This window comes from Microbacterium sp. PRC9, assembly GCF_031844125.1.
Taxonomy (GTDB): Bacteria; Actinomycetota; Actinomycetes; order Actinomycetales; family Microbacteriaceae; genus Microbacterium.
Genome location: NZ_JAUZUR010000008.1, coordinates 148,615 through 162,904, shown reverse-complemented (window position 1 = coordinate 162,904; position 14,290 = coordinate 148,615). Strand labels below are relative to the sequence as shown.

At 70.7% G+C, this 14,290-nt stretch carries 11 protein-coding genes; 7 read left to right on the top strand and 4 right to left on the bottom strand.

What is annotated here, in order from left to right:
• Positions 1-33 precede the first annotated feature (33 nt).
• Genes dnaK through Q9R33_RS18020 form a run of 4 tightly spaced genes read left to right on the top strand, consistent with a single transcriptional unit; the run spans position 34 to position 4,054 of the window.
• Positions 34-1,902 (top strand): molecular chaperone DnaK, encoded by a 1,869-nt coding sequence (gene dnaK / locus Q9R33_RS18035; protein ID WP_310243911.1) that lies wholly within the window; start codon positions 34-36, stop codon positions 1,900-1,902.
• A 2-nt stretch (positions 1,903-1,904) separates the two neighbouring features.
• Positions 1,905-2,522: a nucleotide exchange factor GrpE gene (locus tag Q9R33_RS18030; protein ID WP_310243909.1), complete on the top strand. Its 618-nt coding sequence runs from the start codon at positions 1,905-1,907 to the stop codon at positions 2,520-2,522.
• 15 nt (positions 2,523-2,537) lie between these two features.
• The gene (locus tag Q9R33_RS18025) at positions 2,538-3,536 is read left to right on the top strand and encodes a DnaJ C-terminal domain-containing protein (RefSeq protein WP_311294609.1); all 999 of its coding nucleotides are present in this window, start codon (positions 2,538-2,540) and stop codon (positions 3,534-3,536) included.
• Positions 3,537-3,586: 50 nt separating this feature from the next.
• Positions 3,587-4,054 carry a heat shock protein transcriptional repressor HspR gene (locus Q9R33_RS18020; RefSeq protein ID WP_310243905.1) on the top strand — a complete coding sequence of 156 codons (468 nt, stop codon included), beginning with the start codon at positions 3,587-3,589 and terminating at the stop codon, positions 4,052-4,054.
• Between the two features lie 63 nt (positions 4,055-4,117).
• Here Q9R33_RS18020 and Q9R33_RS18015 read toward each other — a convergent pair whose 3' ends face one another.
• Positions 4,118-7,477: a DUF5979 domain-containing protein gene (locus tag Q9R33_RS18015; RefSeq protein WP_311294608.1), complete on the bottom strand. Its 3,360-nt coding sequence runs from the start codon at positions 7,475-7,477 to the stop codon at positions 4,118-4,120.
• 128 nt (positions 7,478-7,605) lie between these two features.
• Here Q9R33_RS18015 and Q9R33_RS18010 point away from each other — a divergent pair, with 128 nt between their 5' ends.
• On the top strand, positions 7,606-8,022 hold the full coding sequence (locus tag Q9R33_RS18010; RefSeq protein WP_311294607.1) for a hypothetical protein: 417 nt from the start codon (positions 7,606-7,608) through the stop codon (positions 8,020-8,022).
• A gap of 3 nt (positions 8,023-8,025) precedes the next feature.
• On the opposite strand, the gene Q9R33_RS18005 is transcribed toward Q9R33_RS18010, so the two are convergent.
• Both Q9R33_RS18005 and Q9R33_RS18000 read right to left on the bottom strand, forming a co-directional pair.
• Positions 8,026-9,651, bottom strand: a complete 1,626-nt coding sequence (locus Q9R33_RS18005; RefSeq protein WP_311294606.1) for an amidohydrolase — start codon at positions 9,649-9,651, stop codon at positions 8,026-8,028.
• Positions 9,648-10,925 carry an MFS transporter gene (locus tag Q9R33_RS18000; protein WP_311294605.1) on the bottom strand — a complete coding sequence of 426 codons (1,278 nt, stop codon included), beginning with the start codon at positions 10,923-10,925 and terminating at the stop codon, positions 9,648-9,650. Before Q9R33_RS18000 ends, Q9R33_RS18005 begins: the two co-directional genes overlap by 4 nt.
• Positions 10,926-11,089: 164 nt before the next feature.
• On the opposite strand from Q9R33_RS18000, the gene Q9R33_RS17995 reads away from it, so the two are divergent.
• Entirely contained in the window at positions 11,090-11,698 is a 609-nt protein-coding gene (locus tag Q9R33_RS17995) for a TetR/AcrR family transcriptional regulator C-terminal domain-containing protein (RefSeq protein ID WP_311294604.1), read from the top strand.
• Positions 11,699-11,701: 3 nt separating this feature from the next.
• On the opposite strand, the gene Q9R33_RS17990 is transcribed toward Q9R33_RS17995, so the two are convergent.
• Positions 11,702-13,099 carry a DUF2252 domain-containing protein gene (locus Q9R33_RS17990; RefSeq protein ID WP_311294603.1) on the bottom strand — a complete coding sequence of 466 codons (1,398 nt, stop codon included), beginning with the start codon at positions 13,097-13,099 and terminating at the stop codon, positions 11,702-11,704.
• Positions 13,100-13,153: 54 nt separating this feature from the next.
• Between Q9R33_RS17990 and Q9R33_RS17985 the strand changes: the two genes are divergently transcribed.
• On the top strand, positions 13,154-14,248 hold the full coding sequence (locus Q9R33_RS17985) for an AI-2E family transporter (protein ID WP_311294602.1): 1,095 nt from the start codon (positions 13,154-13,156) through the stop codon (positions 14,246-14,248).
• Positions 14,249-14,290: the final 42 nt, after the last annotated feature.

The following is a 14,290-nucleotide window of genomic DNA, read 5'->3' as shown; positions in this document are numbered from 1 at the left end:
ATCCGTCTGCGCCCATATGAAGGAGAGATACACATGGCACGTGCTGTTGGAATCGACCTCGGTACGACCAACTCGGTCGTGAGCGTCCTCGAGGGCGGCGAGCCTAAGGTCATCGCGAACGCCGAAGGCTTCCGCACCACCCCGTCGGTCGTCGCGTACACCAAGGACGGCGAGGTGCTCGTCGGCGAGACCGCCAAGCGCCAGGCCGTCACCAACGTCGACCGCACCGTCTCGTCGGTCAAGCGCCACATGGGCACCGACTGGGGCTTCGACGTCGACGGCAAGCGCTGGACGCCGCAGGAGATCTCGGCGCGCATCCTCCAGAAGCTGAAGCGCGACGCCGAGCAGTACCTCGGTGACACCGTGACGGACGCCGTCATCACCGTTCCCGCGTACTTCAACGACGCCGAGCGCCAGGCCACGAAGGAGGCCGGCGAGATCTCGGGCCTCAACGTCCTGCGCATCATCAACGAGCCCACCGCGGCCGCCCTGGCCTACGGCCTCGACAAGGGCAAGGAGGACGAGCTCATCCTCGTCTTCGACCTCGGTGGCGGAACGTTCGACGTCTCCCTGCTCGAGGTGGGCAAGGACGACGACTTCTCGACGATCCAGGTGCGTGCGACCGCCGGTGACAACCGCCTCGGTGGCGACGACTGGGACCAGCGTCTCGTCGACTACCTGATCAAGCAGTTCAAGGACACCACCGGTGTCGACGTCTCGGGCGACAAGATCGCGCTGCAGCGCCTCAAGGAGGCCGCCGAGCAGGCGAAGAAGGAGCTCTCCTCGTCGACCAGCACCTCGGTCAACCTGCCGTACCTGTCGCTGACCGACTCGGGCCCCGTGTCGCTGTCGGAGACGATCACGCGCGCCAAGTTCGAGGATCTCACCAAGGACCTCCTCGACCGCACCAAGAAGCCTTTCGAGGACGTCATCCGCGAGGCCGGCATCAAGGTCGGCGACATCGACCACGTCGTGCTCGTCGGCGGCTCGACCCGCATGCCCGCCGTGTCCGAGCTCGTGATGAAGGAAGCCGGCAAGGAGCCCAACAAGGGCGTGAACCCGGACGAGGTCGTCGCCGTCGGCGCCGCCCTGCAGGCCGGTGTCCTCAAGGGCGAGCGCAAGGACGTCCTCCTCATCGACGTGACCCCCCTGAGCCTCGGCATCGAGACCAAGGGCGGCATCATGACGAAGCTCATCGAGCGCAACACCGCCATCCCGACGAAGCGCTCGGAGACCTTCACGACCGCCGACGACAACCAGCCGTCGGTCGCGATCCAGGTCTTCCAGGGCGAGCGAGAGTTCACCCGCGACAACAAGCCGCTGGGCACGTTCGAGCTGACCGGCATCGCTCCGGCTCCGCGCGGAATCCCGCAGATCGAGGTCACGTTCGACATCGACGCGAACGGCATCGTGCACGTGTCCGCCAAGGACAAGGGCACCGGCAAGGAGCAGTCGATGACGATCACCGGCGGCTCGTCGCTGCCGAAGGACGACATCGAGCGCATGGTGCGCGAGGCCGAGGAGCACGCCGCCGACGACAAGAAGCGTCGCGAGGCGGCCGAGGTGCGCAACCAGGCCGAGACCCTCTCGTACTCGATCGAGAAGCTCATCAAGGAGAACGAGGACAAGCTCCCCGCCGAGGTGAAGACCGAGGTGCAGGGCGACGTCGATGCTCTCAAGACCGCGCTCGCGGGCGAGGACGACGACGCCGTGAAGGCCGCGTTCGACAAGCTGAACCAGAGCCAGGGCAAGCTCGGCGAGGCCATCTACGCCTCGAGCCAGGCTTCGCAGTCCGCTCCGGATGCTGCGGCCGGCGACGCCGGTGACGGGCAGGCCCCGACCGACTCCGATGAGGACGTCGTCGACGCCGAGGTCGTGGACGAAGAGGACGAGAAGAAGTAACCATGGCGAACAAGGACCACAACCCGGAACCGGTCGAAGAACCGGGCGACGGCGACGAGGTCCGGCCTGAGGGTGTGGGGTCGGAGGCGAACGCCTCCGGCCCCGCGCCGCAGGACGGGCAGGACGACGAGCTCACTGTCGACGACATCCTCGGCGCTGCGCAGAACGCCGACGCCGCGGCCGAGGACGCCGTCCTCGCCGACCTCGAGTCGCAGCTGCTGAACGACCTCAAGCGCCTGCAGGCCGAGTACGCCAACTACCGCCGCCGCACCGAGGAGCAGCGCGAGGTCGAGATCGAGCGCGCCCAGGGCGCGGTCGCGAAGGGCATCCTCCCGGTGCTCGACGACCTCGACCGCGCCGAGAAGCACGGCGACCTGGAGCAGGGATCCGCCTTCGCGGCGATCGCCGAGAAGCTCCGCGGCGTCGCCGAGCGCATCGGGCTCACCACGTACGGTGCCCCCGGCGAGGTGTTCGATCCGCAGCACCACGAGGCGATCTTCCAGGTGCCGACGCCCGGCGCGACCGAGACCACGATCGTCGAGGTCGTCGAGATCGGCTACCGCCTCGGCTCGGTGGAACTGCGTCCGGCGAAGGTCGTCGTCGCGGTTCCCGCCGAGTAGCCCGAAGGAGGCTCCATGGCCAGTCAGGACTGGTTCGACAAGGACTTCTACTCGGTGCTCGGCGTCTCGAAGGACGTCAGCGAGGCGGACCTCAAGAAGACGTATCGCAAGCTCGCGCGGAAGTACCACCCCGACTCCAACCAGGGTGACGCGGCCGCCGAGGCGAAGTTCAAGGAGGTCAGCGAGGCGTACTCGGTGCTCTCCGACGCGGAGCAGCGCAAGGAGTACGACCAGATCCGCGCGATGGGCTCGGGTGCTCGATTCACGTCGGGCGGCCCGGGCGGCGCCGGCGGCTTCGAGGACGTCTTCTCGATGTTCAATCAGGGCCGCGGTGCCCGCTACCAGAGCGCCGAGGACTTCGACGACATCTTCGCGATGTTCAACCAGCAGCAGGGCGGCAGCGGCTTCGGCTCCGGGCGTTTCGGGCAGCCGCGCGGCGGTTACCGCGGCTTCGGCGGCCCGACGCGCGGCGCCGACGTCACGGCGCGCACGACGATCGACTTCGTCACGGCGACCAGGGGTGAGACCATCACGCTGGCAGGCGAGGACGGCAAGCCGTTCAAGGTGAAGATCCCCGCCGGCGTCTCGGACGGGCAGAAGATCCGGCTGCGCGGCCGCGGGCGTCACTCGCCCGACGGCGGCGAGAACGGCGACATCGTCGTGCAGGTCACCGTGCGTCCGCACCCGGTGTTCACGCGCGACGGGCTGAACCTGCGCGTCACCGTGCCCGTGACGTTCACCGAGGCTGCGCTCGGCGCCACCATCGAGGTGCCGACGCTCGGCGGCGATCCGGTGCGGCTGCGCGTCGCCCCGGGCACGCCGTCCGGCCGCGTGCTGCGCGTCAAGGGCCGCGGTGTCGAGACGGCCAAGGGCACGGGCGACCTCCTCGCCGAGGTGCAGGTGGCTGTGCCGTCCCACCTCGACGAGGCCGCGCGCGAAGCGCTCGAGCGCTTCCAGAGCCTCGAGTCGAAGGAGAACCCGCGCGCCGACCTCATGGCCAAGGCGCAGGGCTGACCGATGTACACGGTCGTTGAGCGAGCGAAGTGAGACGAGGAGGTGACGAGATGACCGAGCACGACATCGACGAGGATGCCCCGATCTTCGCGATCGCCGTCGCCGCCGAGCTGTCGGGCATGCACCCGCAGACGCTGCGTCAGTACGACCGGCTCGGATTGGTCGTCCCCGCGCGCACGCAGGGCGGATCGCGGCGCTACTCGCTGCGCCACGTGGAGCAGCTGCGCGAAGTCGCCCGCATGTCGTCGGACGGCATCGGCCTCCCGGCGATCGTGCGCATCCTCGAGCTCGAGAACCGCGTGCAGGAGCTCCACAGCCGCGTCCGCGACCTCGAGGACCGCATGCGCGCCGAACTCGAGAAGCGGCCAGGCGCCCGCGTCTTCGCGGCCGGATCGACCGGTGCGGTCGTGACGCTGCGCCACGGCACGCGCGTCCGCCGCGCGACCGAGGTCGTCGTATGGCGTCCGCGCGCGTCGCTCGCGCAGCAGAGCGAACCCGACGAGAGCCCGGCGGGCTGATTCAGCGAAGAGGGGGGGACGGATGCCGTCCCCTCCCTCTTCGCGTGCGTTCGCGGTCGCGCGTCAGACGCGTCGCGCGCGTCGGGCGGCGAGAAGCACGCCGAGGGCGATCAGGCCGACGGCTCCGAGCGGGACGAGGGGCGAGAGCCCTCCGCCACCCGTCGCCGGGAGCGGGCGAGTGGACGCCGTGTTCGTGAGCGTCAGTTCCGCCGTCTGGGGCGTCCGCACCTCTGACATCGGCAGCGTGACCTTCCCGTCCTCGTCGGGGACGAGGGCCTCGCCATCGACCGTCCACACCGGCGACCCCCAGTCGACCCCAGGGATCGATGGCAGGTCTGCTTCGCGCGCCTGGATGATCGTGCCGACGGGGAAGTACGGCGACGTGATCGTGACGTTCGGCTCGAGCTCGATGCGGGGCTGGGCGACGCCGTCGAGCCACCAGTCGGCAGGGAACGTGGTGCTCGCCGGGACCGACGACCCGCCATCGCCCGCAACGACCTTCGTGACGGCCCAGCGGGTCATCGCGACGACGGAGTTCGTGACCTCGAGCACGGGGGGCGTCTCGCCGGGCCCGATCTCGACGAAGCTCGCCGGGCTCCACGTCGTCTCGCCCCACTCGTAGCCCGGGGGCAGTGCGGACGCGTCGGGCTCCTCTTCGAGGAGATTGACGATCGTGCCGATCGGGAAGGAGATCGGGGCGCCTTGGCCGTCGACCGGACCCGCCGGCGTCCCGTCGGCAGGCAGCTCGAACCGGCCCACCAGCACGTCGCGACTCGGCAGGTGCGCCACGTAGTCGATCGTGAACGAGTCGACGAGGAGGTCGTCCGGATCGATGCCGTCCATGTTCTTCTGCACGAGGAACGTTCCCTCGATGAGCGACGCGTCGTTGGTGAGCGTCGCGTGCACCACGGCCTGGTCGTCGACGCCGATCGTGAGCTGTTCGAGGTCGAACGCGGCGCCGAGCCAGGAGAGGTGCCGGATGGTCGGCGTGACCTGCTCCTCATACGTCACGACGGTGCCGTAGGGGAACAGCAGCGGCTCGCCCGCGTCGTCGACGGGGCCGACCGGCGCGCCGTTGCCGGGGACCCGCAGCACGCCCTCCTGGATCACGTCCTCGGGCTCGGTCGTCGGGAAATACGCCGTCCAGGCGACGGTGAACTCGAGGCCCGGGGGCACCTGGTCGGGCGGGACGCCGTCGAACTCCTTCGAGATCGTGAAGGTGCCCTCCTTGAGCGCGTTCGTCACCTCGACCTCGATGTCGGCAGCCGAGTCGGGCGGAAGGGGGATGTCCACGACGTCCCCGAAGCCGTCCGGCTGGTATGGAGTCGTCACGCCGTCGACCGTGACGTTGAAGACGGGCGGCACCCAATCGTCGACGTTCGCCACGGTGTCACCCTCGAACGTCGGCGCAAGCTCGGCCAGCTCCAGCGTCTCGGCGCCCGTCTCGAGGTCCTCGATCAGCTGGGGCTCACCCACCGGCAGGGGAAGGGTCGCCCGCTCAGGGGCGGGGTTCGTGTTGTAGGTGACCTCGTAGCCGAACCGCGGGTCCGCGGCCGAGCCGGTCGCGGACTTGACGATCGTGATCGTGCGGCCATCGTCGGTCGGAGTGACGAGGTTCGTCAGCTCGACCTCCACCGTCGTGCCGGCCTCGGTGATCACGAACGAGCGCCCGGGGTTCCACCCGATGCCGCTCCAGTCGTACCCCGGCGGCGGATCGATGCCGTCGAGGTTCTCGGTGAGGATGATGCGGGTGCCCACCGGGAAGGCGATCGGGGCGCCGTTCCCGTCGACCGGGACGACGGGCGTGCCGGTGAAAGGCACGTTCATCGTGCCGGTGCCGATCTGCTCGCCGCCGTATCGGGCGATCCACGTCACGGGCACCGTCCCCTCGAGGACCGGAGGTTCGCCCGACGGATCATCGATCGACTTCGAGACGCTGAAGGTGCCCGTCACCCGGGTCGCCGTGTTCGTGACGACCACCTGGGCGGTGCCGGTGCCCACGATCAGCGGGTTCGGGTCGATCTCGACGTCGCCCCATGCCCAGCCGGGGATGGTCTCGGGCGTGATCTCCTCGAAGGTGATCTCCGTGCCCGCCGGGAACCGTTCGCCCGCGGGGACCGGAGTGCCGTCGGCCGGTACCTCGAGTGAGCCGACGGTGACGTTGCCGTCCGGGTCCACGGCGCGGTAGTTGACGGTGAACGTCGCCCCCGCGGGAAGATCACCGGGCTGGATGCCGCCCGACAGGGCCTTGCGCACCACGAAGGTGCCGCTGGCGTCGTCGCACGAGATCTCCCCGGCGAACAGGAACGAGTGGACCTCGCCGCCCTGGATGATGACGTTCTGACCGATCACCTGGCCGTCGAGCGGCGCGGCGTTCACGGTGACCGAGGCGTTCGGGGCGTAGATCGAGCCGTCGATGCGGGCCTGGCCGGCGGTCACGGTGACGTCGCCGGTCAGCTGTGAGAGGTCCCACACGATGTACGGGGAGTGCGCGCCCTGCGGATCCGCCCGCGCACCGATCACCTCGGTCGTCCCGGCGGGCACCCGGATGACCAGCGGATTCGACACACCGGGCGTCGGCCCGGGGGAGAACTGGATGAGCGACGCACCGGCGATCGCGGCGTAGTCCACGATGTTCGGCTGGTCCGGGCTCAGCTCCTCGAGGACGACGCGGTCGCCCGCGTCCTCGGCCACGCCGACGGGGTAGCCGACGCCGGTGGTGGGGTCGGCGATGTCGTCGAAGCAGCTCGACGCCTCCTCCCACGACGCGTCTCGGTTCGCCTCGACGTAGTCGGCGACGGCGGTGTCGGAAGTGTTCGCCGTGTAGATGCTGCCGTTGCCGGCCGCACCGGACGGGGGCGCAGCATCCGCCGGGTACTGCTGGTGGGTCGCGTCGATCAGCGGGGTCTGGTCGGCGTTGGAGGGGTTCTGGTTCAGGCGCAGCCAGTCCGCGCGCGTGAACGCCTTCCACTCGGGGTCGCGCTCGACCATCTTGAGGTCGCCCCACAGCGCCGGGTCCGCCGTGCCGGCGCTCGTGATGGCGAGGATGCCGGTGCTCGCGGTGCTGTACTCGCCGACGAGGAACCGGGTGGGGTCGCCATCGACCGTCGGCAGATCGTAGTTCCCCGTGCCGGCGGAGACGTGGATGATCGTGTACTGCCCGCTGCTGCCCTGGACCGTGGCGGTCCCGCCGACCGCGATGCTGCCCTCGGTCTCCTGGTTCTGCAGCAGCGCATCTTCGCGGGCGTAGACCGTGAAGCCGCCGGCGATCGCGAAGGGGTTGACGGACTCGGGATAGGCGGCCGCCGCGGGCTGAGGATCGATCGCTCCGGCCAGGCCGGCTCCGGTGGTGGCCAGCAGCGCGGCCGTGAGACTGGCGACGAAGCTGCGCATCCGGCGACGCGGGCGATCGAATACAGGCATGCGTGGGACCCCCTCCTCGCCCGCACGCGTCGGGAGCGCGGGGCACAGTCCTTCGACCCTATCGGGACACGTCAACCGGACAGCCGGTGGATCTCGCGGTGGACGCTGAGCCGTCACATGATGGACACATGCCGACTCTCGACGACGTCCGCGCCATCGCGCTCGGGTTCCCCGACGTGATCGAGCGCGTCGACGGACACCGCGGCGGGGTGGGGTGGCGCACACCCGCCGGCCTCTTCGTGTGGCAGCGCGGCCCGAGCGGCCGCGACCTCGATCAGCTCGCGGCCCTCGGGCGCGAGTGGCCGCCGGGCGACGTCGTGGGCGTGCGAACGGACGGCGCTCAGGTCAAGGCGGCGCTGCTCGAGACCTACCCCGGCGTGTTCTTCACCATCCCGCACTTCGACGGCTACCCCGCCGTGCTCGTGCGTCTCGACCGCATCGATCTCGCGCAGCTGCGCGAGGTCATCACCGATGCCTGGCTGCTCAAGGTGACCAAGCGCGTCGCGAACGAGTGGCTCGCCGCGCACCCGCCGCAAACCGGATAGCGCTCAGAGGACTCCCGCGTCGTACCTCGTCGCGCCGGCCACCACAGTGCGCACGACCCGGGCGGTCAGCAGCGACTCGGGACCATCGGCGAACGGGTCGGCGTCGATGATCGCGAAGTCCGCGGCCAGCCCCGCCTCGAGCCGGCCGCGCGTCGCGCCGTCGCCCACGGAGGCGGCAGCATCCCTCGTCGCATGTCCGAGCGCCTGGGCGAGGGGCAGCGCGAACTGCGGGTGCCGCGGGGTGAACGAGTCGTCGAGCGCGGAGCGGCGGGTCGCCGCGATATACATGTTCGGGAGGGCCTCGTGCGGTGCGGTGGGAGCGTCGGTCGAGAAGGCCAGCAGAGCGCCGGCGTCGACGTACTCGGGCCACGCGAACGCGCGGTCGACGCGCTCGTCGCCGAGCATCGCGGCCCAGTTGTCGAAGATGGCCGGGTCGGCGTGCACGGGCTGCATGGATGCCGTCACCCCGAGTCGCGCCATGCGCTCGGCCGTGCCAGGGGAGGCGTACTCGAGGTGCTCGATGCGGTGACGACGCGGGCGGTCGCCGTTCGCCTCGGCAGCGTGCTCGAGCGCGTCGAGGGCGATGTCGCTGGCCAGATCGCCGATCGCGTGCAGCGCGACCTGCAGCCCCGCCGCGTCGGCGGCGGCGACGACGGGCGTGATGTCGGCGAGCGACCAGATCGGCTGCGCGTTCGAGCCGTTGGAATACGGATGCCGCATCGCGGCGGTGCACGCATCGATGACGCCGTCGATCACGAGCTTGATGCCGACGATCCGCAGCCAGGGCGAGCGCACCGTCTCGGCGAGCTCGGCGGCCCGGGCCACCTGTGCGAGGTTCGCCGCCTCGTCGCCGGTGTTCTCGACGAACCAGTGGGCGGCGACGCGCACCGGCAGGTGCCCGCCGCGCCGCTCGGCTGCCCGCTGGAACGCCGCGAGTCCGAGGTCGTCGAACGCCATGTCGACCGCTCCGGTCACGCCGGTGGCGGCGTAGGCGGCGAGCGTGCGCTCGACCGCGGCGTCGCGGGCGGTGTCGTCGGTCTGGTCCGCCAGGAACGCCCACACGTGCGTCTGCGCGGCCGTCTCGTACAGCATGCCGTCGGGCTCGCCGTCGGCGTCGCGGCCGATGCGCCCGCCCAGGGGATCGGGGGTGTCACGGGTGATCCCGAGCTCGGCGAGAGCCGCCGAGTTCACCCAGCACGAGTGGTAATCGTTGGCGTCGAGGTAGACCGGCACGTCCGCGACCGCGGCGTCGATCATGGCGGCCGTGGGCCTGCCGCCGGGAACCGAGTCGAACAGCCATCCGCGGCCCAGCACGCGCGCGGCGTCGGGCTGCGCCGCCCGCGCGGAACGGAGGCGCTCCTGGATGTCGGCGAGCGTGCGGGCATCGGTGAGCCCCACCCGCCCGAGGGCCTCGCCCATCATCACGAGGTGCGTGTGTGCGTCGGTGAATCCGGGGAGCAGCAGCCGGCCGTCGAGGTCGACGACGGCGGCCTCCGTGCCCGCCGCGGCGCGGGCGCCCTCCGCATCGCCCGCGAACACGACCCCGTCGCCGGCGACGACGAGGGCCTCGGCCCAGGGCTCCGCGCCCGCGGTGAAGATGCGTCCTCCGGTGTAGATGGTGGCGGTCATGCGTGGAGCTCCTCGGTCTCTGCGGCAGCGGTGTCGACAGCGGCCTGGGCCGCAGCATCTCTCTCCACCCTCGTCGAGACCGCCGCGACGATCGCCGCCGGGATCGCGAGCACGAAGCTCGCCACGCACAGCACGACGGTGAATCCCTGGTAGCCGAACGCTTCGACGAGGGCCGCGCCGATGATCGGCGTGAGCGCCGACCCGACGAGGTACACCGCGAGCAGGGGGCCCGACCAGCGGCCGTCCGCGTCGAGGGCGGCCGAGGTGGAGACGAAGTACATGAAGGCGATCGCGTAGATGGTGTTCCAGACGATGAAGAGCGTGATGAACGCCGTCTGGTCGCCCGCGAAGCCGAGCGCGATCTTCAGGGCACCGCCGGCGACGAGCAGCACGACGAGGGGGACCGCGCGGCCGAGCCGGTTGCCGACGACCATGAGCAGCACGGAGCCCACGAGCCCGCCCGCGGTCGCACCGCTCAGCGCGAGACCCAGCCCCTCGGGGGTGAGTCCCGCCTGCTCGCCGCCCATGACGCCGGCCATGGCCCACAGCGAGTCCTCGCTCGCCGCCCACAGGGCGAAGGTCACCAGCAGCGCGAAGCCGGCCATCGTGACGGTGCGCGACGCCGAGCGTGCGCGGACGCTCCGCACGACCCCCGTCTCGGGGATCGTGACCGGCATGGCTTCGGGCACCGCCGCGGCCGCCTGCGGGTCGATGACGGGCGCCACCGGAAGCCAGCCGACCGCCACCAGGCCGATGAGGCAGAACAGCGCGAGGGCGCCGAAGACGTCGAGCGGTGCGAGGCCGATCAGCGGGATCACCGCGAGCACGATGGTGATGACCCCGCGGTTCGCGAGGCCGTTGAAGCCCGCGACGCGATCCGGGTTGCGGAACGCGGCGAGGGCGGCGCCGGCGGCGGCGACCGCGCAGCCCGCGCCGACGCCGCCGACGAGGAGCCCGGTGATCGCGATGCCCGCCGACGGGACGAGTGCCGCCGCGGCGAACCCGAGGAGCCCGGCCGCCAGGCCGATGCGCGCGACCGTGCGGCGATGCGCTCCGGCGCACAGCGGCGCCGTCGCGAGACCGGTGACCGCGGTGGCGAGCAGCGTCGCGGTGACGATCCAGCTCGCGGTGAGCACGTCCGTGCCGAACCCGGTCTGCAGGGCGGGGATCATGTACGGCGAGAGGTTGACGCCGAGGTAGCCGGCGATGCCGATGGCGAAAGTCGCGGCTGCGGTCGGGAACCGCAGGGGCACGCGAGCGGTGAGGTCGTTCATACGGGATCCTCCTGTCGTTTCCTGCACGACGGTGTGCGACACCCGGCCAGCCTGGCCGGTAAACGAACGGTATTCGTTTATTGTTGCACGGGTGTGACGGATCCGGGAAGCCCCGATGACGGCGGACCCGCCGAAGCTAGGCTGACCGGGATGGAGGGAGACGGATGCCGCGTCCTCGCGTGAACCTGCTGTCGGTCGATCTCATCGCCGACGCCGCGATCGAGCTCGCCGACTCCGGCGACACGTTCGGCGTCAACGCCCTCGCCCGCAAGCTCGGCGTCACGCCGTCGTCGCTGTACAACCACGTCGACGGCAAGGACGCCATCATCGAGCTCATGCGCTCGCGGCTCGGCGCGCGGTACTTCCCCGATCCGATCACGGGGGAGTGGGACGAGATCGTGACGGGGACGGTGCGGGGCCTGCGCCACCTGTATGCCGATCACCCGCTGATCGTGCCGCTCATCGTCGGCAAGACGATCACCGATCCCGGTGTCATCGGCAGCTACGACCGGCTCGCCACCGCGCTCGTCGGCGCGGGCGTGCCCGACGACGAGGTGCTCGCCATCGTCGCCATCGTCGACGCGTATGCGATCGGCTTCGGCCTGGACCTCGCGTCGCCCGACGAGATCTGGCAGCCGACCGTGCCCACCGCGACGCTCGGACGACTGATCACGGATGCCGCGCACGGCGCCGAGCGCAGCGACGCCGCCTTCGAGATCGGTCTCGAGATGCTCGTCGCATCGCTGCGCCTGCGGCTGCAGAACCGCCGCTGAACCTCAGCTCGCCGCGTCGACTCCGCGGTGCGTGCGGAACAGCTGCCAGTCGGCGCGTGAGAGGTCGGCGTACGCGTACGCCCACTCCAGGATCGCCTCGCCAGCCACACGGCCCCCGCCGACGTAGCCCGCCACGGCCGCGGAAGCGGGGGACTGGCCATGCGCCCGGGCCAGCGTCGCCGCGCACGCGTCGGCGTACCAGAGGAACGCGGAGTCGTCGAGCTCGTCCATGTCGAATCCGCCCTTCTTGTCGCGGAACTGACGGACATAGAAGTCGCGCTGGGCGCCGTACGTCGTGCGGCGGACGAAACCGAGGAAGGGGTCCGACACCGACTGGAGGATGCGCTGCATGCCGACCACGCGGCCCCCGTCGCCGTACTCGTCGATGAACCGCGTGACGACGTCCGGCTGCTCGGCCTTGCCGTACTGGATCAGCACGCTCTTGCCCGCCTCCTTGCCCTGGAGCAGCAGCACGCCGCCGTCGCCGTCCTGCATCGAGATCACGAAGCAGCGTGTGCCGACGCTGCCCACCCCCACGACGCGCAGGGCGATGTCCGACATGCGGTACTTCTGCAGCAGCGCGCGGATGTCGATGTTGGCCGACTGCACGTACTGGTCGAAGACGCCGAGGACCCGCTCCTCCGACTGGGCGTCGATGTGGGTCATCGTCGGCGGCGCCTCGACGAAGACGACCCTGCCCTCTGCGTCGACCTGAGTCATCTTCTTCGCCGCGCGGGCGCCGGTGCGCTTCTCGGCCTCCTTGATCGCGGAGTCGATGGCGGCGCGGGTGTCGGCGTCCACGGCTCGCTCGGCGGCCATGGCGTCGAAGCGGTCGTAGTAGCGCTTCAGCGGGCTGCGCTTGGCGCCGGTGCCGATCGCACGCGCATAGACGCGCACCGCGTCCAGCGATGCCTCACGCACGACGGAGTCGGCGCGCCCGGTCGATTGCCCGGCGATGACGATGCTGGTGACCAGGCGCTTCACGTCCCACTCCCACGGCGCCCAGGCGGACTCGTCGAAGTCGTTGAGGTCGAACACGAGGGTGCGCTGCGGTGACGCGTACAGGCCGAAGTTCGACACGTGCGCGTCGCCGCAGGACCCGACGCTCACTCCGCTGGTGGGCGATCGCGAGAGGTCCGCGGCCATCAGGGCGGCCGTCCCGCGGTAGAAGGCGAAGGCGCTCGCGGCCATGCGCTCGGTGCGCACCGGCACGAGCTCGGGAACCCGGTCCGCGTCCTGTGCGTCGAGGATCGCCATCGGGTCGCGGTCGTTCGTCGGCAGCTCGGCGAGCGACTCCCGGGGAGTGTGTTCGCGGGCGGCGCGGCCATCGGCGATGTGGTCGGCGTACGACGGCAGAGGGGCCCACGTGCGGCCGATGGGCGAGGCGTCGATCGGAGACATGGGCCCAGTGTGGCACTGAGCAGCACCGGGCGGGAAGAGCGGTACCCTGGCGCCGTGACCCGCGCCGCGCAGCCCGCAACACCCCCTGCGATCTCGCCGGGCCTGCGTGTGCTCCTCGTGCTGGCCGCCAGCGTGATCGTGCTCGCCGGCGTGTACTTCGCGCGGAGCCTGATCGGGCCGCTGGCGCTCGCCATCGTCCTCGTCGTGATCTGCGAGCCCGTCCGTCGTCCGCTCGAGCGCCGCGGCTGGCCTCGCTGGGCGGGTACGACCGCTGTCATCCTGCTCGCCTACCTGGTGCTTGCGGTCATGGGCGTGCTGCTGTGGGTCGCCGGCGTGCAGTTCGCGGGCCTCGTGTCGGACTACCTCGACCAGCTGCGCGGCAGCCTCGATGACGTCCTCGCGTGGCTGCAGTCCGCCGGCCTGGATCAGCAGGCGACGGATGCTGCGGCCTCGGTGCTCGACCCCAAGGCGCTGCTGGGACTCGTGGGGAGCATCGGGGGCACGGTGATCGGGGTGGTCACGGCCCTCTTCTTCGTCGTCTCCTACATCATCTTCACGGCGGCCGACGCGGCGCGGTACCGCGACGCGGAGCGGGTCTTCGGCGCCGGCCGCCGCCCGGTCCTCGCCCGGATCGGACGCCTCAACACCGGTGTCCGCCGGTACTACGTCGTCAATGCGTCGTTCGGCGCGATCGTCGCGATCATCGACGGCCTGGCGCTGTGGGCCCTCGGCGTTCCCGCGCCGATCGTGTGGGCGGTGCTCGCGTTCGTGACGAACTTCATCCCCAACATCGGGTTCGTCCTCGGCCTCATCCCGCCGGCCGTCCTCGCGTTCGTCGTCGGCGGCTGGCCGATGTTCCTCGCGGTCATCGCGATCTACTGCGTCGTCAACGTGGTGCTGCAGGTGCTCGTGCAACCGAAGTTCGTGAGCGACGCGGTCGACCTCAGTCTCACGCTGAGCTTCTTCTCGGTCGTGTTCTGGACGTTCGTGATCGGCCCGCTGGGTGCGATCCTCTCGATCCCGCTGACGTTGTTCGTCAGGACGCTGGTGCTCGAGGGCGACCCTGGCTCACTATGGCTGCGGTGGCTGTCCGGAGACCGCACGGCCACTCCCGCGTCCGCCGCCCGTGAATCACTCTCCGATTCCTGACCCACCTCTCGCCCGCACCACTCGAGTCCTCCCGGAGCCCCC

Excerpts from the sequence above, each read along its gene's own strand:
- dnaK (WP_310243911.1), top strand. The coding sequence starts at position 34 with ATGGCACGTGCTGTTGGAATCGACCTCGGTACGACCAACTCGGTCGTG.
- Q9R33_RS18030 (WP_310243909.1), top strand. The coding sequence starts at position 1,905 with ATGGCGAACAAGGACCACAACCCGGAACCGGTCGAAGAACCGGGCGAC.
- Q9R33_RS18025 (WP_311294609.1), top strand. The coding sequence starts at position 2,538 with ATGGCCAGTCAGGACTGGTTCGACAAGGACTTCTACTCGGTGCTCGGC.
- Q9R33_RS18020 (WP_310243905.1), top strand. The coding sequence starts at position 3,587 with ATGACCGAGCACGACATCGACGAGGATGCCCCGATCTTCGCGATCGCC.
- Q9R33_RS18015 (WP_311294608.1), bottom strand. The coding sequence starts at position 7,477 with ATGCCTGTATTCGATCGCCCGCGTCGCCGGATGCGCAGCTTCGTCGCC.
- Q9R33_RS18010 (WP_311294607.1), top strand. The coding sequence starts at position 7,606 with ATGCCGACTCTCGACGACGTCCGCGCCATCGCGCTCGGGTTCCCCGAC.
- Q9R33_RS18005 (WP_311294606.1), bottom strand. The coding sequence starts at position 9,651 with ATGACCGCCACCATCTACACCGGAGGACGCATCTTCACCGCGGGCGCG.
- Q9R33_RS18000 (WP_311294605.1), bottom strand. The coding sequence starts at position 10,925 with ATGAACGACCTCACCGCTCGCGTGCCCCTGCGGTTCCCGACCGCAGCC.
- Q9R33_RS17995 (WP_311294604.1), top strand. The coding sequence starts at position 11,090 with ATGCCGCGTCCTCGCGTGAACCTGCTGTCGGTCGATCTCATCGCCGAC.
- Q9R33_RS17990 (WP_311294603.1), bottom strand. The coding sequence starts at position 13,099 with ATGTCTCCGATCGACGCCTCGCCCATCGGCCGCACGTGGGCCCCTCTG.